Here is a 22,833-nt window from a genome sequence, read left to right on the forward strand (position 1 = left end):
AATAGCCGCCATGTCTATGATGGCGGCGCGGCGACCGTAGCCACGCGCGTTTGGCTGGGCACTGAACCGGGCGCCGGCGTGGGGGTATTCCCGGATTGACCTGGTTCTGGTCGCAAGGCGGGTTTCAACCCGCCTTGCGCGTTGCGGCGGACGTGGTACCGAGCAGCCGAAAAACCGGCGGGTTGAAACCCGCCCTACCTCGGGCTCGGTTTGCCGGACTTGGGGGAAACAAAAAAAATGCCCCGGAAAGCCGGGGCATTTTGTTGGGAGCTTCGAACGCCAATCAGCGGCGATCGTCTTCCTCGGGTTCGTCGGCCTGCGCCTCGCGATCCTTCCTGGCCTTCTTGGCCTGGTCGGTTTTCTTGTCGGCCTTGGCCGGCGCGTCCTTGCTCGTGTCCTGGGCGGCGGCGTCTCGCGCGGCCTGCTCGGCCTGCGCCTTGGCCTGCGCGTCGGCGTCCGCGGTCTGCGCCATGGCGAGCGGCGCGGCCAGGGCGGCGGCGATCAGGGTCGGAAGCAACAACTTGCGGGTGGTCATGCGAGGTCTCCAAAATGGGGATATGCGGGTGAAACCAGGACGAAATGCCGTCCCAAGCCGCTCCCCTCAGCGACGCCGCAGACCGTAACGGCCGCTTCCATGCTCGCGACTGAACAAGGATACGCCGCTGCGGCGGCCCTCTGCGGGCGCCGCTGGACGCCAGCGCGATCCCATCCCGCTTTGTCCAAGCTGTTGTCCGTCTTGTTGTCCAGCTTGACCCCCCTGCCCGCCGTCGCCATCCTCGCCGCTTCGCTAATCCCCCGTGACGCATGAACAACCGCTACAACGCCGCCGACATCGAAGTCCTTTCCGGGCTGGACCCGGTCAAGCGCCGCCCGGGCATGTACACCGACACCACCCGGCCGAACCACCTCGCCCAGGAAGTCATCGACAACGCGGTCGACGAGGCGCTCGCCGGCCACGCGCGCAGCATCGACGTCACCATGCACGCCGACGGGAGCTGCGAGGTGTCCGACGACGGCCGCGGCATGCCGGTCGACATCCACCCGGAAGAGAAGATCCCCGGCGTCGAGCTGATCCTCACGCGGCTGCACGCGGGCGGCAAGTTCAGCAACAAGAACTACACGTTCTCCGGCGGCCTGCACGGCGTCGGCGTCAGCGTGGTCAACGCGCTGTCGACCCAGGTCGAGCTGTTCATCAAGCGCGACGGCAACGAATACCGGATGGCGTTCCGCGACGGCGACCGCGCGTCCGAGCTCGACATCGTCGGCACGGTCGGCAAGAAGAACACCGGCACCCGCCTGCGCTTCTGGCCCGACCCCAAGTATTTCGATACCCCCAAGTTCAACCTGCGCGCGCTCAAGCACCTGCTGCGCGCCAAGGCAGTGCTGTGCCCGGGCCTGACCGTGCGCCTGCACGATGTCGCCACGGGCGAGAAGCTCGAGTGGTTCTACGAGGACGGCCTGCGCGACTACCTCAGCGTCGAGCTGCACGCCGGTTACCCGCAGGGCCGCGAGCTGCTGCCGCCGGAGCTGTTCGTCGGCAAGCTCAGCAAGGACACCGAGACCGCGGACTGGGCGGTGGCATGGGTCCCGGACGGCGAGTTGGTGCAGGAGAGCTACGTCAACCTGATCCCGACCGCGCAGCACGGCACCCACGTCAACGGCCTGCGCACCGGCTTCACCGATGCGCTGCGCGAGTTCTGCGACTTCCGCAACCTGCTGCCGCGCGGCGTCAAGCTCGCGCCGGAGGACGTCTGGGACCGGGTCGCGTTCGTGCTCAGCATCAAGCTGACGGATCCGCAGTTCAGTGGCCAGACCAAGGAACGCCTGAGCTCGCGCCAGGCCGCCGGCTTCGTCGAAGGCGCCGCGCACGATGCGTTCTCGCTGTGGCTCAACCAGCACACCGAGCTGGGCGAGAAGATTGCGCAGCTGGCGATTGAACGTGCCAGCGCAAGGCTGAAGACCGAGAAGCAGATCACCCGCAAGAAGATTACCCAGGGCCCGGCCCTGCCCGGCAAGCTCGCCGACTGCAGCTCGCAGGACCTGTCGCGCACGGAACTGTTCCTGGTCGAGGGCGATTCGGCTGGCGGTTCCGCCCGACAGGCGCGCGACAAGGACTTCCAGGCGATCCTGCCGCTGCGCGGCAAGATCCTCAACACCTGGGAAGTCGCATCCGGCAGCGTGCTCGCCTCCCAGGAAGTGCACGATCTGGCCGTCGCGATCGGCTGCGACCCGGGCAAGGACGACATCTCCGGCCTGCGCTACGGCAAGGTGATCATCCTGGCCGACGCCGACTCCGATGGCCTGCACATCGCCACCTTGCTGACGGCGTTGTTCCTCCGGCATTTCCCAACCCTGGTGTCGGCCGGGCACGTGTTCGTGGCGATGCCGCCGCTGTTCCGCGTCGACGTCGGCAAGCAGGTGTTCTACGCGCTCGACGAGGAAGAGAAGCGGATCCTGCTGGAGAAGATCGAGCGCGAGAAGGCCGACCGCAAGAAGGGCATGACCGGCGCGGTCAACGTTACTCGCTTCAAGGGCCTGGGCGAGATGAACCCGTCGCAGCTGCGCGAATCGACCGTGCACCCGGACACGCGCCGGCTGGTGCAGCTGACCGTCGGCGAGGAGGACGGCACCCATTCGCTGATGGACATGCTGCTGGCCAAGAAGCGCGCGGGTGATCGAAAGGCGTGGCTGGAAACCAAGGGCGACCTGGCAACGCTGGAAGTCTGACGATGGCCCTGCCCGATCGCCACCTCGACCTCGGCTGCGGCCCGGTGCCGCGCAATCCGTACCGGCGCGGCCAGCTGTGCGGGATCGACATCCGCCCGCCCTCGGGCGACGTGGCGTTCGAGCACCGCAGCGCGAACCTCACGCTCGAACCGATCCCCTACCCCGACGACAGCTTCGGCTCGGTGTCGGCCTACGACTTCCTCGAACACGTGCCGCGGATCTTCCCCAGCGCGGACGGGCGCGACACCATCTTCCCGTTCGTGCGGCTGATGCAGGACATCTGGCGCGTGCTCGCCCCGGGGGGGCGGCTGTACGCGCTGACGCCGGCATGGCCGCATTCGGAAGCGTTCGTCGACCCGACCCACGTCAACTTCATCACCGCCGAAAGCCACACCTATTTCTGCGGCGAGCAACCCAAGGGCCGCATGTACGGCTTCGATGGCCGGTTCGAGGTGATCCGCGTGGCCTGGGTCGATCGCGCCGAGGCCTACAGCGCGCTGCCGGGCTCGGACGAGAACCACCCCCCGCTCAAGCGCCTGTCGCGGCGGCTGCGACGCTGGTCGCGCTGGCTGCGCGGCAAGCGCGCGAGCGCGAATCCCGGCTACCTGTTGTGGGAACTGGAAGCACGCAAATGATGCGCGCCGCGTAGGGCGGGTTTTCAACCCGCCATTGCCATCTTGCCCTGTCGACGCTGCGCCACCGAGAGGACGACGCGCGACGATGCCGCATCGTCATAAGGCGCGGCGGGTTGAAACCCGCCCTACTGCAACGCGGCTTCCAACAGCTCGCGGATCAGCCGTTGCAGGCTAGCCGCCTTGCCCTCGTCGTACTCGAAAGACGCCTCGTCCATGTAGTTGCGCTGGCTGATCTCCAGCTGCACCGCGTCGATGCCGGCCGCCGGAGCGGCGTAGTGGCGGGTGATGTAGCCGCCCTTGAAGCGTCCGTTCGCGACCCAGTCGTACCGGGACTGCGCGGCGAGCACCGCCTCCAAGCGTGCCTGCAACGCCGGTGCGCAACTCGCGCCGGCGGAGGTGCCCAGGTTCAGGTCGGGCAGGCGTCCGTCGAACAGGAACGGCAGCTCGCTGCCGCGAATCGAATGGCCTTCCCACAGCAGCACCCGGCCATGACTCGCGCGCAGGCGGTCGAGCTCGGCGCGCAAGGCGGCGTGGTACGGCCGCCAGTAGCTGTCGACGCGTGCGGCGATCTGGTCCGGAGTCGGCGACTCGCCCTCGCGGTACACCGGCGCGCCGCTGAACTGCACCGCCGGGCACAGGCCGGTGGTGTTCTGGCCCGGGTACAGCGAGGTGTCGTCGGGGGGACGGTTGAGGTCGACGACGTAGCGCGAATAGCGCGGTACCAGCACCGACGCGCCCAGATCGCGCGCAAATGCGTACAGCCGCGACACGTGCCAGTCGGTGTCGGGCGCGCCGCGCGCGGCGTCGGTCATGCGCGCGGCGAGCGCGGCGGGGATCTGGCTGCCGTCGTGCGGCAGGCTGACCAGCAGCGGCGCGCTGCCGCGGTGCAGGGTGTAGGTGTCCATCGGACTTCCTTCCAAGGGGTCGGAGCGACCTTAGTCGCGGCCTTGTTGATGATGGGGTGGGTGGTTCGCAACTTACGTCGCGCCTACAAAAAATTGGGGGCGCAGGGCGGGTTCCACCCGCCATCCCGCGGCGGCGGGTTGAAACCGCCCTACCGCATCAGCACCACTTCCTCGGCGCTGGTCGGGTGGATCGCGATGGTCTCGTGCAGGTCGTCCAAGGTGATGCCGCGCTTCAGCGCGACCGCGAAGCCCTGCAGGATCTCGTCGGCGCCGTCGCCGAGCAGGTGGATGCCGGCCACGCGCCGCTGTTCGCCCACGCACACCAGCTTGAATGCGCTGCGCTGCGGCACGTCGGCCAGCGCGTTGAGCATCGGCCGGAAGCCGCTGCGGTAGACGTGCACGTCGCTGCCGTGCCGCTCGCGCGCCTGCGCCTCGGTCAGCCCGACGGTTGCCAGCGGCGGGTGCGAGAACACCACGGTGGCGATGTCGGACTGGTCGAGCGCGTTGTCGCTGCGGCCTCCGAACAGCCGGCCCATCAGGCGACGCGCGGCGGCGATCGCGACCGGGGTCAGCGCCAGGTTGGTGGTGACGTCGCCGACCGCGTGCACGCCGGCCACGTTGGTGGCGTGCAGCGCGTCGACGACGATCCGGCCGCGCGCATCGGTGGCGACGCCGGCCGCGTCCAGGCGCAGCGCGGCGGTATTGGCGCGGCGGCCGGTCGCGAACAGCGCCGCGTCGAAGCGTGGCGTGGGCTCGCCGTCGACCGCGCGCAGCTGCACGCCGCCGCCGACCGCCTCCACCGCGGCGAGCCGATGCTGGAAGTGGAAGTGCACGCCGGCCTGGCGGTAGTCCTCGGCGAGTTGCTCGGTCAGTTCGGCCTCGAAGCCGTCGAGCAGCCGCGGGCCGCGCACGAACACCTCGACGCGGCTGCCCAGCGCCTGCAACACGCCGGCCAGCTCGACCGCGATGTAGCCACCGCCGACGATCGCCACCCGCTCCGGCGCGGCGGTCCAGTCGAAAAAGTGGTCGGAGACGCCGCCCAGCTCGGCGCCGGGAATGTCGGGCTTGACGGCGTGGCCGCCGGTGGCGATCAGGATGTGCTTCGCACCCAGGCGCACGCCGTCGTGGCATTCCACGGTGTGCGCGTCGACGAAATGCCCGCGCATCGGCAGCAGCGCGATGCCGGAGGCTTCCAGGCGCTTTCGGTAGCTGTCGTGGATGTTGCCGATGTAGCGCTGGCGGTGGGCGATGAAGGTCGGCCAGTCGAGCGGCGCCGGCGGCAGCGCGAAACCCAGCGTCCGCGCGAGCTGCAGCTTATGGGCGACGTCGGCGGCCAGCCACATCGCCTTCTTCGGCACGCAGCCGACATTGACGCAGGTGCCCCCGAGCAGCGCCGGTTCCAGCAGCGCGACCCGCGCGCCGTGCTCGGCGGCGCGGAACGCACCGGCCAGGCCGCCGGAGCCGCCGCCGATCACGATCAGGTCGAAGTCCTTGCTCATGCTGGTCCCTCAGGGCGAGATGTTGTCGCTATTGGCTCGCCCGGTTGTGCTCCCTCCTTTAGTAAAGGAGGGATGGGGAGGATTTGCTTCCACAGTTTCGCAGCAGGCGAGAGCAAATCCCCCTTGATCCCCCTTTTGCAAAGGGGGAGAAAGAACTCAGACGAACCGCTCCGGCCGGTACGGCGCCGGATCGATCGCCGGCGCGCGGCCGGCCAGCAGATCGGCGAGCAATTGCCCGGTGCCGGCGCTCATGCCCACGCCCATCATGCCGTGCCCGGTGGCAAGCCAGAGGTGCTCGCGGCCCGGCGCGCGGCCGATGATCGGGATGTCGTCGCAGCTCATCGGCCGCCAGCCGAACCAGCGCTCGTGCACCTGCGGGCCGACCGGCTGGTGCAGGTACTCGCGCGCGCCGCGCTCGAGCGCGGACAGGCGCCGCGGGTTGAGCGTGTCGTCGAAGCCGGAGAATTCCATCGTGCTGCCCAGCCGGAAACCGCTGCCCCACGCTGTCACGCAGACCGAACGTTCGCGCAGCACCAGCGGCCGCCTGGGCACCAGCGACGGCGAGGAGTAAGTGATCGAGTAACCCTTGCCCGGCTGCATCGCGCGGCGCAGCCACGGCTGGCCGACCGCATCGGCCAGGCGCGGCGACCAGGCGCCCGAGGCCAGCACCACGTCGCGCGCGCGCAGGTGGCCCTGGACGGTGTGGATGGTGACGCCGTCGCGATCGAACGCCAGCGACTGCATCGAACAGTGTTCGACCACCGCGCCACCGCGTTCGCGCACCGCTCGGGCGAGTTCGGCGACGTATCGGTCCGGTCGCAGTGCCGCGTCGCCGGCGAAGCGGATCGCGCCGGCCGCGCCGGGCCTGATCGCCGGCTCCTGGGCTTCGTAGGCCTGGCCGTCGATGACCTCGACCCCGACCCCGAGCTGGTGCAGCAGTTCGGTTTCGCGCTGGCCGTGCGCGAACGCGCGTGGGTCGCGATAGACGTAATCCTCGCCGGACTCGACGAACTCGCAGTCCAACCGGTAGTCATGCACCCACTGCCCCAGGCGCGCGCGCGAATCGTTGAGCAGCGCTGACTTGACGCGCGCGCTGTGTTCCCAGTCGCGCACGTTGCAGCGGCTGGCGAAGCCCAGCAGCCAACGCCACAGCACCGGATCCACGCGCGGCTGGATGTACAGCGGCGCGTCGGGCATCAGCATCATCCGCAACGCGGTGGCGACCATGCCCGGGGCCGCCAGCGGCGGCGCGTGGCTGGGGGTGACGGTGCCGCAGTTGCCGTGGGAACTGCCGCCACCGACCCGCCCGGCATCGATCACCCGCACGCTGCGTCCGGCTTCGACCAGGGCCAGTGCGCACGCCAGCCCGACCACGCCGGCGCCGATGATGACCACGTCTTCGGGTTGCTCCATGCGCGCAGTTTACGGTGCATGCACGGCCGCGGGCCGCGGTGCTCCCGCGTGGTGCTGGACCGCAAAAACGAAACGGCCCGCTTGCGCGGGCCGTCGTCGCACACCTGCAGTGGGGGCAGCACTCAGTGCTGGTGGCCGCCCTCGCCGTGCACGTGGCCGTGCTGCAATTCTTCCTCGCTGGCCTCGCGCACTTCGACCACTTCGATCGCGAAGCTCAGGTCCTTGCCCGCCATCGGGTGGTTGAGGTCGACGTCGACCACGCTCATGCCCACCTTCTGGATGGTGACCGCGCGCGGGCCGAAGTTGGTCGGCAGCACCGCCTGCATGCCCGGCACCAGGCGCGCGCCCTCGAAGTGCTTCTTCGGCACGCGCTGGGTCAGGCCTTCCTGACGCACGCCGTAGGCGTCGGCCGCGGCCACGTCGACCTCGAACTTGTCGCCGGCCACGTGGCCTTCCATCGCCTTCTCCAGGCCCGGAATGATGTTGCCGTGGCCGATCAGGATCGCCAGCGGCCCGCGGCCTTCCGAGCTTTCCAGCGGCTCCTGGCCCTGTTCGGACACGGTGTAGTGGAAACGCACGACGCGGTCTTTCTCGATGTTCATGGCAGGACTCGGTTGGGCTGCGACGGGGCAGCGGAACAAGATGCGGTGGCAAGGCCGGTTTCGCCCGGCAGCCGGTAACTTCAGGATCGGTGGCAAGCCCGTCGGGGCCGGCTCTGTCCAGCCGCCGCGGCTTGCTGGCGACGGCGGGACCGGCCAAGCTGTCGGCCGTGACCAAGCCTGCCCTGAGCGCCGCCGAAGGGGCCGCGCATTATCCCGGCAACACCGCCCCCGCGCCAGCGTGCGCGGCGCCGGTTCCGTTCTCCTTGCATTTCCGTGGGCGTTGGCTCGGCGCGCTGGTGCTCGGCGCCGCCCTCGCCGGCTGCGGGGGCGGACGCGAGAACGTCCGCCAGCGCCCCCCCGTCCCACCCACGCGCAGCTGGGCCACGGTCGCACCGGCCGACCCGGCCGCCGCCAACGCGGTGCTGATGCGCGCCATCAGCCTGGTCGGCACCCCCTACCGCTACGGCGGCAATACCCCCGATGGCGGCTTCGACTGCAGCGGGCTGGTCAACTACGTGTACCGGGACATGCTCGACCTGCGCCTGCCGCGCACCTCGCGCGACCTGGCCGGCTGGCAGGGGCCGCGGATCGCCCCCGACCGGTTGGCCGCTGCCGACCTGGTGTTCTTCGGCAGCGCCGGCGCGGTCAGCCACGTCGGCATCTACGTCGGCGAGGGCCGCTTCGTGCACGCCCCGAGCAGCGGCGGCACGGTGCGGCTCGACCACCTCGACGGCCCCTATTGGCGCGACCACTACAGCGGCGCCAAGCGCGTCGTCGAGTAGGCGCCACGCAAAACCTGAACAGGGGAAGCGGTCGAATCTGCGACTCAGCCCGTCAAACTTAACTAAAAAATAACGAAATCTGAACCAACTGTCCGGCTTCGGCGGGCATGATCGCCCGGTCAAGACTTCGTGATGAGCGCGTGACGTCCTTTCCGACCTACTCAGGCCACCAGGCCACCGCCACCACCGGCCGCTCCCTTCGGGCGCCGATTCGGGTGTTTTTCGCGCTGGCATTGGCGGTCGCCGCCCTGCCGGCGTTTGCCGACCCCGCGCTGAGCATGGGCTTGGCCAGCGACTCGGCCGACGCGCCCGCGCCGACCACCCGCACCCTGCTGCCCGACTCGATGGGCCTGTCCGACCGCGCGCTGCTGCTGGCCAGCGACTTCCAGCGCCGCGTGGGTCCGGCCGAGCCGGCCTCGCCGGCCGAAACCGGCCGCGTCAAGACCATGCTGGAGCGCGCGCTGGGCTTGCTCGGCACGCCCTACCGCTGGGGCGGCACTTCGCCCGACGGCGGTTTCGACTGCAGCGGCCTGGTCGGCTACGTGTTCCGCAACGCCCTGGGCATCGAACTGCCGCGCGTCTCGCGCGAGATGGCCAAGAGCGGCCGCTTGATCAGCGATCGCGCCGCGTTGAACGAGGGCGATCTGGTGTTCTTTGGCCGCAAGGGTCGCGTCGACCACGTCGGCATCTACCTGGGCGAAGGTCGCTTCGTGCATGCGCCCAGCACCGGCAAGGACGTGATGGTGTCCAGCCTCGACGGCGGCTACTGGGGCAACAAGTTCATGTCGGCCCGCCGCGTCGCCGGCATCTGACCGTCGGCGCAAGCGCAGACAACAAGACTTGACCGAAAGGCCGCCGCGAGGCGGCCTTTTGCATGTGTTGGCCAGGTAGGCCGGGGGTGACCTTCGACCCGCCACCGCTCGACGCCAGGCCGCTACCCTGCCAGCGCCAAAGCAGAGGCCACGACATGCGATCGAAACTGCGCCTGGGGACCTCCCGCAGGCAGCCACGGGCTGCGGGTGTACCGCACTGGCTCACGCCGCTGGCGATCGCGGCCGGCATTGCCAGCCTGGCTCCCATTCCGGCAGCGGCGGCCGAGGCGCCCACACGCCTGGTGCGCGTCGTCGATTACGAATCCTCGGTTTCGCGCGATGGCCGGCTTGCGTTCGTCTCGAACCGCAGCGGCGCGTTCGAGCTGTACACGACCGACGCCGATGGCAAGCAACCGCGACAGCTGACCTTCGATGGCGGCGGCAAGGACAACCCGTCGTGGTCGCCCGATGGCACCCGGATCGCCTACGTCGCACAGGTGGGCGACAACGCCGACATCCACCTGATCGACGCGCACGGCACGCGGCAGCGTCGATTGACCACAGGTCCGCACCGCGAGCTGCACCCGTTCTGGTCGCCCGACGGCACGCGCATCGTGTTCACCCGCTACGTCGATTCGCCGCCGGGCGCCGGCGTGCTCAGCGTGCACGCGATGGACGCCGACGGCGGCAACGAAACGGCGCTGACGCACGGCACCTCGGCGAGCTATGCCTCGTTTTCACCCGATGGCAAGCACCTACTCTACTGGCGGCTGTTCGGCGACAACGCCGAGATCGTGATCGCCGACGCCGATGGCCGCGACGAGAAGCGACTGACCCGCGACCCCGCGTTCGACGGCTGGCCGTCGTGGGCGCCGGACGGAACCAGGATCGCGTTCGCGCGCGAGCGCGGTGATGCGGCCGACATCTACACCCTCGACCTGGCGACTGGCACCGAGCGCCTGCTGTCCGGCGGCCGCGGACGCAAGACGGCGCCCAAATGGACCGCCGATGGAACCGCGGTGCTGTTCGACCGGACGCTGGACGGGGAAACCGGAATCTGGCGGATCGATGCGGGCGGCGGTCGCTAGCCGCGGCGCCAACCGCGCTCGAGGTTGGGCGTGCTCGTCGGGCTTCGGCAGGCCGGATCAACCGGTGCCGCCGGGAAGACCTTCTTTCTACGCCGCCGGGTCGCGGTAGCGCGCGATGGTCTGCTCGATGCCCTTGCTCAGCTCCATCACCTTCATCGCGTATTCGGCCAGGCGGTGGTCGTCGTCGCTGGTGGGCACCCACGCCGGTACCGGACTGGGCTTGCCCTCGGCCTGGTCGAGCGCCACGAACACGATTACGCAGTGCGTGCACAACCGCTCCGCCGCGGCGCCGAGCATCGGGTCGCGGGCGGTCACGTCGACCGAGAAATGCATGCTGCTGGTGCCGGTGTGGACCAGCTTGGTGGTCACCGTGACCAGGTCGCTGGTGCGGATCGGGGCGACGAAGCGGATCCCGCCGACCGCGACGGTGACGCTGTAGCGGCCACTCCAGCCGACCGCGGCGGCGTAGCCGGCCTGGTCGATCCACTTCATCACCACCCCGCCGTGGACTTTGCCGCCGTAATTGACGTCGGTCGGCTCGGCCAGGAAGCGCATCGTGAGTTCGCGCTGCTGGCCGCTCATGCGGGCAGCCCCGGCGAGCGGCCACCCAGTGCGGGCGCCAGGCAGGTGCGCGCGCGGCGTGGAAAAGCGGTTGCGGCCATCGGGGATTCTCCAGTCGGCGAGCGGGGTCGCCGGGCGATTATGCGCGGGACCATCATGCGCAGGGCCGGGTGGTTGCGGCGTCACCGCGCGCGCGCGATCCTGCGGCCTGGGCCGGGCGTCTGGTCGACACAAGGGAACGCCGCATGGGTCGCACGATCCTGGGAATGCTGGCCGGCATCGTGGCCATGGTGCTGGTGATCATGGGCGTGGAAGCCGTCGGCCACATGCTCCATCCACCGCCGCCGGGACTGGATCCGCTCAACCCGGCGCACGCGGCCGCATTCGCCGCGTTCGTCGCGCAGATGCCGTTCGCGGCCAAGGCGATGCTGGCCTTGGCGTGGACCTCGGGCGCGTTCGTCGGCGGCCTGGTCGCGGCGAAGATCGCGCGCCACCAGCGCGCGGCGGCGCTGCTGGTCGCGTTGGTGGTGATGAGCGGCGTGGTGGGCATGGTCGTGGCGGTGCCGCATCCGTCGTGGCTGGTCGCGGCCGGCCTGCTGCTGCCGATCCCGGCCGCGTTGCTGGCCGCGCACCTGGTCGACCGGCGCAGGACCGTGCCCCACGTGTGATCGAAGCGCGCGCGGTGCACCGACACCGCAAAGGCCGACGCTGGCCGTGCCAACGCGAATCATCGACACTGTCGCGCCCGCCGCGAGCCGTTGCCGATGCCGTCGATCCGTTGCTCCGCCCTGGCTTGCGCACTGCTGGTCGCCGCCCCGCCCTCTCTTGCCGCCGGTGCCGAGCCCGTCCTGCCGCCGTCGCAGGCCTACCAGACGCGCGACAGCTGGCGCCAGCCGGTACCGCCGTTCCGCATCGCCGAGCGGACCTGGTACATCGGCACCGCCGGCCTCAGCGCGCTGCTGGTCAAGACCGAAGCCGGTGCGGTGCTGATCGACGGCGGCATGCCGCAGGCCGCGGACATGCTGCTGCGACGCATGGCTGACCTCGGGGTCGCGCCCGGCGAGCTCAAGCTGATCCTGCACAGCCACGCCCATGCCGACCACGCCGGCCCGCTGGCCGCGGTCCAGCGCGCGACCGGCGCGCGCCTGCTCAGCAACGCCGAGTCGGCCGTGTTGCTGGCCCGTGGCGGCAGCAACGACCTGCATTTCGGCGACGGCATGCTGTACCCGGTGCCACGCGTCGACCGCCTGCTGATGGACGGCGAAGTGGTCGAACTGGGCGGCATGCGCTTCACCGTGCATTTCACACCGGCGCATACACCCGGCAGCATGAGCTGGACCTGGGAGGACAACAGCACCGACGAAACCAGGACCGGCCAGCGCGGCGGCAAGCCGCTGCGCATCGCTTATGTCGATAGCGTCAGCGCGCCGGGCTACGAGTTGATTGAAAACCCGCGCTACCCGCGCATCGTCGACGACTACCGCCGCGGCTTCGCCGCCGTGCGCGCGCTGCCCTGCGACCTGCTGCTGACCCCGCACCCCGATGCCAGCGGCTGGGCGCCGGCCGATCCGGCCGCGTCGCATCCCTCGCCGATGACCTGCGATGCCTACGCCGAGCGCGCCGAACGCGCGCTCGATGCGCAGATCGAGAAGCAGCGCGAGGCCCGCCGCTGATGCCGTACACGCCGATCGTCGCGACCCTGGGCTACGTGCTCTCGCCCGACGGCCGCGAGGTGCTGCTGGTCCACCGCAACGCGCGCGCCGATGACGCCCACCTGGGCAAGTACAACGGCCTGGGCGGCAAGATCGAGCCGGACGAGGACGTGCTCGCCGGCATGCGCCGCGAGATCCATGAGGAAGCCGGGATCGACTGCGAGCAGCTCAGCCTGCGCGGCACGATCAGCTGGCCCGGCTTCGGCAAGCACGGCGAGGACTGGCTGGGTTTCATCTTCGTGGTGACCCAGTTCAGCGGTTCGCCCTTCGCGAGCAACCCGGAAGGCACGCTCGATTGGGTGCCACTGGACCAGATCGAAGCGCTGCCGATGTGGGAAGGCGACCGCCAGTTCCTGCCGCTGGTGTTCGATGCCGACCCGCGCCCGTTCCACGGCGTGATGCCGTACCGCGACGGGCGCATGGTGTCGTGGCGGTACTCGCGGATGTAGGGCGGGTTTCAACCCGCCCTCCCGCCGCTACGACCTCGCGAGGAGTTGCGTAGCCGAGACGACACCCCGCATGCCGGGAACGCGGGGATGGCGATGGCGGGTTGAAACCCGCCCTACATCATTTCCCGATCCGCACCGAACCGTGACCGTCGCGCTGCTCGAACACGAAGCGGTAGGCCAAGCTCACCGGCACCGGGACTTCCTCCCCGCCGCTGCAGCTGGCCTCGACATGCTCCTTGGCCGCGACCGTCGGAAACACGCAGCGCAGCGCCGGATCGAAGCGCCAGCCGGAAACCACCGTTTGCGCCGCGTGGAAGAAGGCGGCGTCGATGGCATGGATGTCCGGGCATGCAGGCGCACCCTCGTCAATCGGCGCCGACGCCATCACCGCGCCATCGACGCCGATGCTGACCCGCAGGCATAGCGCCTGCGGCGGCAGCCGCCGCGCCAGCAGCGACTCGGGGTACACCGGCATCGCGTTGTCGTGGTCGTCCAGCGGCATCAGGAACGATTCGTGGTCCGCCAGTTCCATGCGCGCCGCCAGCGGCACCAGTCCGGTGATATCCCGCACGCCGACCTGGCCCGAGAGTGCCACGTCGTCGACGAGCGACTGCGTCGCACATCCACCGGATAGCATGGCCAACCCCCAGATCAACACCCTCGCGCTGCGCTTCATGCACATGTTCTCCCGGCTATCGAAAGCCAGCGCGCCCATCGCTCAACCGGCGTCGGTCGAGCGCCGGCCGCCCGCCAGCATCATGTATTCCATGTTGATCGACGCGGGCGCCGAATCGACAAAGCCGAACTTGGCATAGAGAAACTTCGCGTCGCCATCGGCGATCAGGGTCACGTAGGCCGACTCGGGCACGTTCGCGCGCAGCCACGCGTCGAGCGCGACCAGGATGCGCCGGCCCAGGCCCCTGCCCTGCAGCGCCGGGACCACGGCGATGTCGGCCACGGTGAACACCGTGCCGTTGTCGCCGATGATGCGGCCCATGCCGACGACCTGGCCATCGCGGACCAGGCTCACGCCGTACAGCGTGTTGGGCAATCCACGGGTCGCGGCCTCGCGTGTCTTCGGGGTCATTCCGGCTGCGACGCGCAACCGGCAGTAGTCGTCGACGTCCGGAAAGCGCTCTATCAGCTCGATTCCGTGATCGCCCATCACGCGCCCTCCTTCGCGCCACGCTCCGCGGACTCGTGTTCGGCCAGCCCGACGTTGCTCGAGGCGGCGTTGTACACCTCGTGATCGAGCAGCCCGGTCTCCTTCGCCACCAGCACCGGCACCAGCATCTGCCCGGTCACGTTGGTCATCGTGCGCATCATGTCGAGCACGCGGTCGATCGCGTACAGGTAGCCGATCGCTTCCAGCGGCAGGCCCGCGGCGCTGAGCACCACGGTCGCCATGATCACCGCGGTGCCGGGCACGCCGGCGGTGCCGAAGCTGCCGAGCACCGAGGCCAGCACGATGATCACGTACTGCGCCAGCGACAGCTCCAGGCCCATGTACTGGGCGATGAACACCGAGGCCAGCGCCGGGTAGATCGCGCCGCAGCCGTCCATCTTGATGCTCGCGCCCAGTGGCACCGCGAACGCCGCGTAGTCGCGGTCGACGCCGTGGTTGTGGGTCGCGCTGCGCAGCGACACCGGCAGCGCCGCGAAGCTCGACGAGGCCACGAACGCGACCTGCATCGCCGACGCCGCGCCGCGGAAGAACTTCAGCGGGTTGAGCCCGTGCGCGAGCAGCAGGCCGCCGTACACGACCACGATGTGGATCGCGCAGGCGAGGTACAGCGCGAGCACGAAGCTGCCCAGCGGCAGCAGCTTCTCGAAGCCGTAGGCACCGACCAGGCCGGCAATCAGGCCGAACGTGCCCAGCGGGGTGAACTCCAGCACGAAGCGCGTGACCTGGATCATGGTCTCGCTGGCTTCGCCCATCAGCGTGCGCAAGCTCGCGGTCTTCGCGCCGAGCTTGACGAACGCGAAGCCGATCAGGCCGGCGAAGAAGATCACCTGCAGCACCGTGCTGTTGCTCGGCACCAGCACGTTGGTGCCGTCGGCGGTCTTGCCCGCGGCCGCGCCGGACAGCGCACGGAACGGGTTCTGCGGGACGATGTTGAACAGCACCTCGAGCGGCCCGGGCACGTCCCTGGGCTTGTAATCCGCGGCGACCTGCAGCACGCCCACGCCGTGGCCGGGCTGCACCACCAGCCCGACCAGCAGGCCGACGCACACCGCCAGCACCGCGGTGATCGCGAACCACCCGAACGTGCGGCCGCCTAGCGCGGCGATGGATTTCTGCCCGTGCAGCGACGAGACCGCGCTAATCACCGCGAAGAACACCAGCGGGATCGCGATCATTTTGATCAGGTTGACGTAAACGTCGCCGAGCGGCTCGAACCAGGTCTTCGCCGCCGGGCCCATCAGCCAGCCGACCAGCGCGCCGAGCACAAAGCCGGCCGCGACCCGCTGCCAGAAGGGAATCTTCAACCAGGCCGACACCAGCTTCATCGCCATTCCTCATGCAGTCCTGCGCGGGCGACGCCGCGAACGCCCCGGACCGGGCACGCTTCCAGGACAGGAATCGCACCATAGCCGAGCCGCGGCGGCGCTGGCGAGGGCGCGAGCGCGGTATCTGCATTCCATTGCGGCAACGACGCCCCGGCATAATCGACCGATTCCCACCGATCACGCCGTCCATGCCCCGACTTCGCCTCGCCTGCCTCGCCCTTGCCTCGACCCTCGCCGCCGCCTGCGCCAGCACCGCGCCGACCCGCGGCAGCTCGCCGGCCACAGCGGGCAGCGCGGGCGCATCGATAAAAGTCGCGGTGCCGATGATCAAGCACCCCGACGGCGAAACCCCGGCGTGGTGGTTCCGCGACGGCGCTGCGCAGGCCGCGCAGCGTGGCGCGATGGCGGGCCGGGCGAAGAACGTGATCCTGTTCGTCGGCGACGGCATGAGCCTGACCACCGTCGCCGCCGCGCGCATCCTCGACGGCCAGCGCCAGGGCCGCCCGGGCGAGGAGAATCGGCTGGCGTGGGAGCACTTTCCGGCCACGGCGCTGAGCAAGACCTACAACACCGACACCCAAACACCGGACTCGGCCGGCACCATGAGCGCGATGGCGACCGGGGTGAAGACTCGCGCCGGCGTGCTCAGCATCGGCCAGCAGCCGCTGCTCGGCGACTGCGCCGGCGCGCGCGCGAACCCGCTGCTGACGCTGTGGGAGCTGGCCGCGCACAGCGGCCTGGCGACCGGCGTGGTCACCACCGCGCGCGTGACCCACGCCACCCCGGGCGCGACCTTCAGCCACTCCGCGCACCGCAACTGGGAGAACGACAGCCAGGTGAGCGAGGCGGGCAAGGCCGCTGGTTGCATCGACATCGCCCGCCAGCTGGTCGAGTCGCCCTACGGACGCGGACCCAACGTGCTGATGGGCGGCGGCCGCCGCGAGTTCATGCCCGTGCAGCAGCGCGACCCCGAGTACGACGACAAGGTCGGCCAGCGCCTCGACGGCCGCGACCTGATCGCCGCATGGCAGCAGCGCCATCCCGGCGGCCGCTACGTCTGGAACGCCGCGCAACTGCGCCAGGCGCCCGCCGACGCGCCGCTGCTCGCGCTGTTCGAGCCCAGCCACATGCAGTTCGAGCACGACCGCAAGCGCGATCCCGCCGGCGAACCGACCCTGGCCGAGATGACGCGCGCGGCGATCACCCGCCTGCAGCAGAACCCCGCCGGCTACGTGCTGCTGGTCGAGGCCGGCCGCATCGACCACGCCCACCACTTCGGCAACGCCCACCGCGCGTTGACCGACACCATCGCCCTGAGCGAGGCGGTGCAGGCCGCGACCGAACTGGCCTCGGCCGACGACACCCTGATCCTGGTCACCGCCGACCACTCGCACACGCTGAGCTTCGTCGGCTACCCGGTGCGCGGCAATCCGATCCTGGGCAAGGTGCGCGGCAGCAGCGGCGAGGATGACGACCCGGGCCAGTACGCGCTCGACGCGACCGGCCTGCCCTACACCACGCTCAGCTACAGCAACGGCCCGGGCTACACCGGTGCCAGCGCGCAGCAGCCCGAGGGCATCAAGACCTTCGAACACACCGCCAGCGGCTACCAGGCCGCAACCCGCGGACGCCCGGACCTGAGCCAGGTAGACACCGAGCACCCGGATTTCCTGCAGGAAGCGATGGTGCCGGCCAGCAACGAATCGCACGGCGGCGATGACGTCGGCATCTGGGCGCGCGGCCCGGGCAGCGAGGCGGTGCGAGGCAGCGTCGAGCAGAACGCGATCTTCCACTTCATGCTGCAGGCGACGCCCAAGCTGCGCGCGGCGCTGTGCGCGAAGGGCGGCTGCGACGCGAACGGAGTGCCGGTGGAGTTGCCACGACCAATCGATTTTCGCGCGAAGCCGTGAGCGTCGCCATCGGTTGCCTTGTAGTGCCGAGCCTTGCTCGGCACGCTTCCGCCGCGCAAGAACGTGCCGAGCAAGGCTCGGCAACACGACGGCGGTAGCTCGGGTGGAGCTGCGGGACTCTCAACCGCAGCGTAGGACAGCCCCCGACATCGCGATCAGAACGGCTTTGCCAGCACCAGGTACACGATCGCCACCAGCAGCAGCACCGGCAGTTCGTTGAACCAGCGCAGCGCCTTCGACGACGGCAGGCTGCGCCCGGCCTCGGCGCCCTTGAGCCAGCGCCCGCTGACGACGAAGTACGCCAACATCAGCGCCACCAGCGCCAGCTTCGCGTGCAGCCAGCCGCCGCTGACCTTGAAGTGCAGCCACAGCACCAGGCCGAGCACGAAGGCGAAGCCGAACATCATGTGGCCGAAGCGGTACAGGCGCCGGCCCATCAGCAGCAGCCGCGCGCGCACCGCGGGCTCGTCGCGGGCCTCGGCCAGGTTGACCAGGATCCGCGGCAGGTAGAACACCCCGCCCATCCACGCCATCACGAACACCAGGTGGGCGGTTTTGGTCCATAGATAGGCCACGGCAGTCACTCGGAAAACGCGGCCGCAGAGGATGCCACGGAGCGGTCGCCGACGCAGCGGACGCGCTCGCCTACCCCGCGCTCGGGCCACGAAGCAACGGCCATGGGTTTCCTGGCCGAAGAACCTCAGGCCTCAGGCACTGTCACCGGCCTGGGGCTTGTCGCGCTGCTCGGCTTCGGGCGGGTTGTCGACGCTCTCGTGCGCGTGGTCGCGCGGCGCATCGCCGTCCTTGTACATCTCGCGGGCGCGCGTGTTGGAGGGGTCGGTGTCGTCGTCGACCTGCGCCGGCTTCTTGCCCGGCTGCGGTTGCACGGCGGCGTTGCCGGTCGGGTCTTCGCCGCGGTTGCGTTTCTCGTCGGCGACCTTCTTGTCATGGGCGATGTTGCGCTCGTCGGTCATGCGGCGTTCCTTGGAGTGGGGAGCGTGCACGCTAGCGCCGCGCCTGCGCGCATCGCGTGAACAGCCACGCTAGGATGCCCGCGCCGAATTCCGCGATTGCATTGAGCCTGCCGATGACCAAGCACTACGACGCCGCCTACTTCGACCGCTGGTACCGCGGTCCCGTCGCCCGCGGCGAGGAAATCGGCGGGCGCGCGCGGCTCGTGCGCAAGGTCGCGCTGGCGGTCGCCACCGCCGAGTACCACCTCGAGCGCCCGATCCGCAGCGTGCTCGATATCGGCTGCGGCGAAGGCCCGTGGCGCGCACCGCTGCTGAAGCTGCGGCCGAAGCTGCAGTACCTCGGCTTCGACAGCAGCGAATATGCGATTGCGCGCTTCGGCGCGCGCCGCAACCTGCACCACGCGCGCTTCGCCGACTTCGCGCACCTGCGGCCGTGCGCGCCGGTCGACCTGCTGGTGTGCAGCGACGTGCTGCATTACCTCGACACCCGCGAACTCGACCGCGGCCTGCCGGCACTGGGCGAGCTGTGCGGCGGGGTCGCGTTCCTGGAGACCTTCACCCGCGAGGACGGCATCGACGGCGACACCCACGGCTTCAAGCGCCGCCCGGCGAGGTTCTACCGGCAGCGCTTCGAGGCGCTGGGGCTGGCCGCGCTGGGCTCGCACCTGTGGCTGTCGCCTGGGCTGCGCGACGGCGTGGCGGCGCTGGAAATCCCATCCTGAATCAGTCACTTGGGCGCGCAATCCGGGCGTGACGGCTGTTCACTTTCGGGCCCGGCCGATCCGTTACGCTGCAACGCAACATGAGCTTCCGCAAGCTCTGCGAACCAGGCTCTGTTACAGGGGATCGAACACGATGTTGCTTTATCAGATGCACGAACTCGGCCGCGCCTGGATGGCCCCGATGACCTACTGGGCCGACGCGGGCGCGAAGATGTTCGCCGCCCCCGGCAGCTGGCTGTCGACCCTGCCCGGCGCGACCCGCATGTCGGCCGGCTACGAGCTGCTGTACCGGATCGGCAAGGACTACGAGAAGCCCGAGTTCGGCATCCACCGCATCGAGGTAGACGGCCGCGAGTACCCGGTGATCGAGCGGGTGGTGGTCGACAAGCCGTTCTGCCGGCTGCTGCGCTTCAAGCGCTTCGCCGACGACGCCGACAACATCGCCGACTTCAAGGACGACCCGCCGGTGCTGGTGGTCGCGCCGTTGTCGGGCCACCACGCCACGCTGCTGCGCGACACCGTCAAGACCCTGCTGCGCGACCACAAGGTCTACATCACCGACTGGGTCGACGCGCGCATGGTGCCGGCCGAGGAAGGCGCGTTCCACCTCGACGACTACGTGCAGTACATCGAGGAGTTCATCCGCACCATCGGTGCGGCCGATCTGCACGTGATCAGCGTTTGCCAGCCGACCGTGCCGGTGCTGGCCGCGGTGTCGCTGATGGCCGCGCGCGGCGAGCCGACGCCGCGCTCGCTGGTGATGATGGGCGGGCCGATCGACACCCGCCAGAACCCGACCCAGGTCAACGACCTCGCGGTGCAGAAGCCGCTGTGGTGGTTCGAGGGCAACCTCATCCACAACGTGCCGGCTAACTACCCCGGCGCGGGCCGCCGCGTGTACCCGGGCTTCATGCAGCACGGCGGCTTCGTGGCGATGAACCCCGAGCGCCACTTCCAGTCGCACTGGGACTTCTACCAGGACCTGCTCAAGGGCGACCTCGAGGACGCCGAATCGCACCGCCGCTTCTACGACGAGTACAACGCGGTGCTCGACATGCCCGCCGAGTACTACCTCGACACGGTGCGCATCGTGTTCCAGGAGCACCTGCTGCCGCGTGGGCTGTGGGACGTGAAAGGCGAGCGCGTGAACCCCGGCGCGATCACCGGCACCGCGCTGATGACGGTCGAGGGCGAGCTGGACGATATCTCCGGCCAGGGCCAGACCCGCGCCGCGCACCAGCTGTGCAGCGGCATCCCCGAGCGCGACCAGCAGCACTACATCGTCGAGGGCGCCGGCCACTACGGTATCTTCAGCGGCCGCCGCTGGCGCGAGCAGGTTTACCCGCAGGTGCGCGACTTCATCGCGCGCCATGCCGCGTCGGCCACGTCGGCCAGCGCGGCTTGATTTCCGCGAGTAACGCCCGGACCTAGTGGGGAGGCCCGCGCGATCCGCGCGGACCGCGCAACCAAGGAGACCGCGATGGATTGTCCCGTCTGCAAAGGCGTGAACCTGGTGATGTCCGATCGACAAGGCATCGAGATCGACTACTGCCCGCAGTGCCGTGGCGTGTGGCTGGACCGTGGCGAACTGGACAAGCTGATCGAGCGCGCCAGCGCCGAGTCACCGCCGCCGTTGCCGCCGCAGCGCCACGCCCAGCCGCAGCCGTCGCAGCCGCCGCCGCGCTACGACGAGCGCGGCTCGGACCACTACCGGCACAAGAAAAAGAAGGGCCTGCTCGGCGAGCTGTTCGACTTCTGATTCCAGACAAGTAACCCAGCAAGCGATCCAGCAAGCACAAGGCCCGGCGAATCGCTTCGCCGGGCCTTTACTTTTGCCTGCGCGGCGGTCAGTCGTACTGCGCCGTCTTCACCAGCAGGTGCTTGGCCAGCTGGCCGTGCATCGTGCCGATGCCGCGCGCCAGGTGCAGGGTCGCGAACAGCAGCAGCACGCCGGCCACGAACAGCAGCGGCAGGTGCCAGATCTCCAGCGAGGTCGTCGCCGTCAGGTCGCCGATGTGCACGAACCCGTCGTCGATCCACAGCCCGCTGCCGAAGCCGTCGAACAACACGGCCACCGGCGCGGCGATAAAGGCGAGCGACACCGACAACAGCGTCACCGCGAGCGTGAAATAGACGATGCCCAGCGGCAGCATCAGCAGGAAGTACAGCAGCGTGCCCCAGGTGCGCGGGTCGACGAACAGGTCCTTGATCCGCTCCAGCCACGGCTTGCCGCGCCCGCTGTACAACGGGCGGCGTGGCATGCGTTGGCCGAGCATGACCTCGACCAGCCGGCCCTCGACCAGCGACAGCACCCGCACCGAACCCAGGAACAGGATTACGAACGGGATGCCGATGATCAGCACCGCAAGCCCCGCCGACAACGATGCGCCGGTGACTACCCAGGTGAAGTAGAAGATGCCGGTGGCCAGCGACAGCAGCATGTAGAACAGCGCCGCATAGGTGCGCGGTTCGGCGGCGACGCCGAAGAAGCGACCGAAGACCGACTTGCGCGGCGGCGGCGGCGGCGCGCGCAGCGCGGTCTGCACCGTGACCTCGGTGTCGCGGTAGATCTCGGCGACCTCGTCGGGCGCGCCGTAACTGCCGGCGACCGAGGCGATCACCTGCGCCTCGCTCTTGCCCGGGTTCTCGGCCAGTTCCGAACGCAGATACTCCTCGGCGTCGTACAGCGCGTCGTGGACCAGCGCCGGGTCGGCCCCGGCCAGCGACCTGCGCAGCTGCTCGAGGTATTCGGGGATCGTGGCCGGCAAGGCGCTGGCGTTGAAGGTATTGGAGGCGTTCATGCGGGCAGCCCTTCGAGGACGGAATCGACGGAATCGCGGGTCGCGCGCCAGGCGGCGACCCATTCACGCAGGACGTCGTGCCCGGCGCGGGTGATGCGGTAGTAGCGGCGCGGCGGACCGGCGTCCGACGGCTCGACGTGGCTTTCGAGCAGGCCGGCGGCGCCGAGGTTGCGCAGCACCGGGTACAGCGCGCTCTGCTTGCCGCTGAGCACGCCCTCGCCGGTGCGCTCCAGGCGCTTGGCGATCTGGTAGCCATACATCGGCTCGGCCGCCGCGGCCAGCACCGCCAGCAACGCCAGCGACACGGTGCCGGCGCTGAGTTCCTTCTGGAACTTTCGCAGTTGGGTATCGAGGTCGCTCATCGCGGCGTCCACAGGTTCGCTGGGCTTGGGCACAAGCTAGTGCGCACTTCGCTATAGCGCCCCTGCCGTTAGTCACCGCAGGTCGTTGGTCATGGGTTTTTGGCGCTGCATCCACCCCTGCGCTGCTACATCGCCCGTGCGCCACTCCCGCTTGGCGCCAGGAGAGTCCCATGCCCCGCGGCGACAAATCCGCCTACACCGACAAGCAGAAGCGCCAGGCGCAACACATCGAGGAAAGCGAGCGCAAGGAAGGCCGCTCGCAAGAGGATGCAGAACGCATCGCCTGGGCGACGGTCAACAAGCTCGATGGCGGCGGCAAGAAGTCGGGCTCGGGCCGCAAGAAGCATTGAGCAGGTGCTGGCCAGACG

25 protein-coding genes and 1 pseudogene are annotated in these 22,833 nt (G+C 69.5%); 13 read left to right on the plus strand and 13 right to left on the minus strand.

Annotated elements, in window-relative coordinates; all coding sequences use genetic code 11:
- Positions 1-283: 283 nt before the first annotated feature.
- Positions 284-535 (minus strand): hypothetical protein, encoded by a 252-nt coding sequence (locus ACFQZQ_RS14205; RefSeq protein WP_386813583.1) that lies wholly within the window; start codon positions 533-535, stop codon positions 284-286.
- 269 nt (positions 536-804) lie between these two features.
- On the opposite strand from ACFQZQ_RS14205, the gene parE reads away from it, so the two are divergent.
- Both parE and ACFQZQ_RS14215 read left to right on the plus strand, forming a co-directional pair.
- Positions 805-2,727 (plus strand): DNA topoisomerase IV subunit B, encoded by a 1,923-nt coding sequence (gene parE, locus ACFQZQ_RS14210; protein ID WP_386813584.1) that lies wholly within the window; start codon positions 805-807, stop codon positions 2,725-2,727.
- Positions 2,728-2,729: 2 nt separating this feature from the next.
- Positions 2,730-3,362 carry a methyltransferase domain-containing protein gene (locus ACFQZQ_RS14215; protein ID WP_386813585.1) on the plus strand — a complete coding sequence of 211 codons (633 nt, stop codon included), beginning with the start codon at positions 2,730-2,732 and terminating at the stop codon, positions 3,360-3,362.
- A gap of 125 nt (positions 3,363-3,487) precedes the next feature.
- On the opposite strand, the gene hutG is transcribed toward ACFQZQ_RS14215, so the two are convergent.
- The 4 genes from hutG to ACFQZQ_RS14235 all read right to left on the minus strand — a co-directional run bounded on the left by hutG (position 3,488) and on the right by ACFQZQ_RS14235 (position 7,781).
- Positions 3,488-4,267: an N-formylglutamate deformylase gene (gene hutG, locus ACFQZQ_RS14220; protein ID WP_386813586.1), complete on the minus strand. Its 780-nt coding sequence runs from the start codon at positions 4,265-4,267 to the stop codon at positions 3,488-3,490.
- A gap of 149 nt (positions 4,268-4,416) precedes the next feature.
- Positions 4,417-5,766: a glutathione-disulfide reductase gene (gene gorA, locus ACFQZQ_RS14225; RefSeq protein ID WP_386813587.1), complete on the minus strand. Its 1,350-nt coding sequence runs from the start codon at positions 5,764-5,766 to the stop codon at positions 4,417-4,419.
- 156 nt (positions 5,767-5,922) lie between these two features.
- Positions 5,923-7,179 carry an NAD(P)/FAD-dependent oxidoreductase gene (locus ACFQZQ_RS14230; protein ID WP_386813588.1) on the minus strand — a complete coding sequence of 419 codons (1,257 nt, stop codon included), beginning with the start codon at positions 7,177-7,179 and terminating at the stop codon, positions 5,923-5,925.
- 122 nt (positions 7,180-7,301) lie between these two features.
- Positions 7,302-7,781 (minus strand): FKBP-type peptidyl-prolyl cis-trans isomerase, encoded by a 480-nt coding sequence (locus ACFQZQ_RS14235; protein ID WP_386813589.1) that lies wholly within the window; start codon positions 7,779-7,781, stop codon positions 7,302-7,304.
- 158 nt (positions 7,782-7,939) lie between these two features.
- Here ACFQZQ_RS14235 and ACFQZQ_RS14240 point away from each other — a divergent pair, with 158 nt between their 5' ends.
- The 3 genes from ACFQZQ_RS14240 to ACFQZQ_RS14250 all read left to right on the plus strand — a co-directional run bounded on the left by ACFQZQ_RS14240 (position 7,940) and on the right by ACFQZQ_RS14250 (position 10,463).
- Entirely contained in the window at positions 7,940-8,563 is a 624-nt protein-coding gene (locus ACFQZQ_RS14240) for a C40 family peptidase (RefSeq protein WP_386813678.1), read from the plus strand.
- Positions 8,564-8,703: 140 nt separating this feature from the next.
- The gene (locus ACFQZQ_RS14245; protein ID WP_386813590.1) at positions 8,704-9,375 is read left to right on the plus strand and encodes a C40 family peptidase; all 672 of its coding nucleotides are present in this window, start codon (positions 8,704-8,706) and stop codon (positions 9,373-9,375) included.
- Positions 9,376-9,530: 155 nt separating this feature from the next.
- The gene (locus ACFQZQ_RS14250) at positions 9,531-10,463 is read left to right on the plus strand and encodes a TolB family protein (RefSeq protein WP_386813591.1); all 933 of its coding nucleotides are present in this window, start codon (positions 9,531-9,533) and stop codon (positions 10,461-10,463) included.
- Positions 10,464-10,550: 87 nt separating this feature from the next.
- On the opposite strand, the gene ACFQZQ_RS14255 is transcribed toward ACFQZQ_RS14250, so the two are convergent.
- Positions 10,551-11,045: an acyl-CoA thioesterase gene (locus ACFQZQ_RS14255; RefSeq protein WP_386813592.1), complete on the minus strand. Its 495-nt coding sequence runs from the start codon at positions 11,043-11,045 to the stop codon at positions 10,551-10,553.
- 224 nt (positions 11,046-11,269) lie between these two features.
- Between ACFQZQ_RS14255 and ACFQZQ_RS14260 the strand changes: the two genes are divergently transcribed.
- From ACFQZQ_RS14260 to ACFQZQ_RS14270, 3 genes are all read left to right on the plus strand, one after another.
- On the plus strand, positions 11,270-11,692 hold the full coding sequence (locus ACFQZQ_RS14260; protein WP_386813593.1) for a hypothetical protein: 423 nt from the start codon (positions 11,270-11,272) through the stop codon (positions 11,690-11,692).
- A gap of 96 nt (positions 11,693-11,788) precedes the next feature.
- Positions 11,789-12,697, plus strand: coding sequence for a subclass B3 metallo-beta-lactamase (bla, locus tag ACFQZQ_RS14265; protein WP_386813594.1), 909 nt, complete (start codon positions 11,789-11,791; stop codon positions 12,695-12,697).
- Entirely contained in the window at positions 12,697-13,185 is a 489-nt protein-coding gene (locus tag ACFQZQ_RS14270) for an NUDIX hydrolase (protein WP_386813595.1), read from the plus strand. The genes bla and ACFQZQ_RS14270 overlap by 1 nt, the downstream gene beginning before the upstream one ends.
- A 118-nt stretch (positions 13,186-13,303) precedes the next feature.
- Here the strand turns inward: ACFQZQ_RS14270 and ACFQZQ_RS14275 are convergent, their stop codons facing one another.
- Genes ACFQZQ_RS14275 through ACFQZQ_RS14285 form a run of 3 tightly spaced genes read right to left on the minus strand, consistent with a single transcriptional unit; the run spans position 13,304 to position 15,696 of the window.
- Positions 13,304-13,861, minus strand: coding sequence for a hypothetical protein (locus tag ACFQZQ_RS14275; protein WP_386813596.1), 558 nt, complete (start codon positions 13,859-13,861; stop codon positions 13,304-13,306).
- A 42-nt stretch (positions 13,862-13,903) separates the two neighbouring features.
- Positions 13,904-14,350 carry a GNAT family N-acetyltransferase gene (locus tag ACFQZQ_RS14280; protein ID WP_386813597.1) on the minus strand — a complete coding sequence of 149 codons (447 nt, stop codon included), beginning with the start codon at positions 14,348-14,350 and terminating at the stop codon, positions 13,904-13,906.
- Entirely contained in the window at positions 14,350-15,696 is a 1,347-nt protein-coding gene (locus tag ACFQZQ_RS14285) for a dicarboxylate/amino acid:cation symporter (protein ID WP_386813598.1), read from the minus strand. The genes ACFQZQ_RS14280 and ACFQZQ_RS14285 overlap by 1 nt, the downstream gene beginning before the upstream one ends.
- A gap of 188 nt (positions 15,697-15,884) precedes the next feature.
- Between ACFQZQ_RS14285 and ACFQZQ_RS14290 the strand changes: the two genes are divergently transcribed.
- Positions 15,885-17,606 carry an alkaline phosphatase gene (locus ACFQZQ_RS14290; protein WP_386813599.1) on the plus strand — a complete coding sequence of 574 codons (1,722 nt, stop codon included), beginning with the start codon at positions 15,885-15,887 and terminating at the stop codon, positions 17,604-17,606.
- Positions 17,607-17,761: 155 nt separating this feature from the next.
- On the opposite strand, the gene ACFQZQ_RS14295 is transcribed toward ACFQZQ_RS14290, so the two are convergent.
- Positions 17,762-18,181 carry a CopD family protein gene (locus ACFQZQ_RS14295; RefSeq protein WP_386813600.1) on the minus strand — a complete coding sequence of 140 codons (420 nt, stop codon included), beginning with the start codon at positions 18,179-18,181 and terminating at the stop codon, positions 17,762-17,764.
- 132 nt (positions 18,182-18,313) lie between these two features.
- On the minus strand, positions 18,314-18,580 hold the full coding sequence (locus tag ACFQZQ_RS14300) for a hypothetical protein (protein WP_386813601.1): 267 nt from the start codon (positions 18,578-18,580) through the stop codon (positions 18,314-18,316).
- A gap of 113 nt (positions 18,581-18,693) precedes the next feature.
- Between ACFQZQ_RS14300 and ACFQZQ_RS14305 the strand changes: the two genes are divergently transcribed.
- The 3 genes from ACFQZQ_RS14305 to ACFQZQ_RS14315 all read left to right on the plus strand — a co-directional run bounded on the left by ACFQZQ_RS14305 (position 18,694) and on the right by ACFQZQ_RS14315 (position 21,061).
- On the plus strand, positions 18,694-19,302 hold the full coding sequence (locus ACFQZQ_RS14305) for a class I SAM-dependent DNA methyltransferase (RefSeq protein WP_386813602.1): 609 nt from the start codon (positions 18,694-18,696) through the stop codon (positions 19,300-19,302).
- 136 nt (positions 19,303-19,438) lie between these two features.
- Complete coding sequence (locus ACFQZQ_RS14310; RefSeq protein WP_386813679.1) at positions 19,439-20,707, plus strand: polyhydroxyalkanoate depolymerase; 1,269 nt, start codon at positions 19,439-19,441, stop codon at positions 20,705-20,707.
- A gap of 75 nt (positions 20,708-20,782) precedes the next feature.
- The gene (locus tag ACFQZQ_RS14315) at positions 20,783-21,061 is read left to right on the plus strand and encodes a TFIIB-type zinc ribbon-containing protein (protein ID WP_386813603.1); all 279 of its coding nucleotides are present in this window, start codon (positions 20,783-20,785) and stop codon (positions 21,059-21,061) included.
- Positions 21,062-21,149: 88 nt separating this feature from the next.
- Here ACFQZQ_RS14315 and ACFQZQ_RS14320 read toward each other — a convergent pair whose 3' ends face one another.
- Positions 21,150-22,103 carry a sensor domain-containing protein gene (locus ACFQZQ_RS14320; protein WP_386813604.1) on the minus strand — a complete coding sequence of 318 codons (954 nt, stop codon included), beginning with the start codon at positions 22,101-22,103 and terminating at the stop codon, positions 21,150-21,152.
- On the minus strand, positions 22,100-22,465 hold the full coding sequence (locus tag ACFQZQ_RS14325; RefSeq protein WP_386813605.1) for a PadR family transcriptional regulator: 366 nt from the start codon (positions 22,463-22,465) through the stop codon (positions 22,100-22,102). The genes ACFQZQ_RS14320 and ACFQZQ_RS14325 overlap by 4 nt, the downstream gene beginning before the upstream one ends.
- A 170-nt stretch (positions 22,466-22,635) precedes the next feature.
- Here ACFQZQ_RS14325 and ACFQZQ_RS14330 point away from each other — a divergent pair.
- A pseudogene (locus ACFQZQ_RS14330) lies at positions 22,636-22,806 on the plus strand (HupB); the annotation flags it as partial.
- Between the last annotated feature and the right edge of the window lie 27 nt (positions 22,807-22,833).

This window comes from Lysobacter koreensis, assembly GCF_042677045.1.
In the GTDB taxonomy this organism is placed as follows: Bacteria; Pseudomonadota; Gammaproteobacteria; order Xanthomonadales; family Xanthomonadaceae; genus Lysobacter_K; species Lysobacter_K koreensis.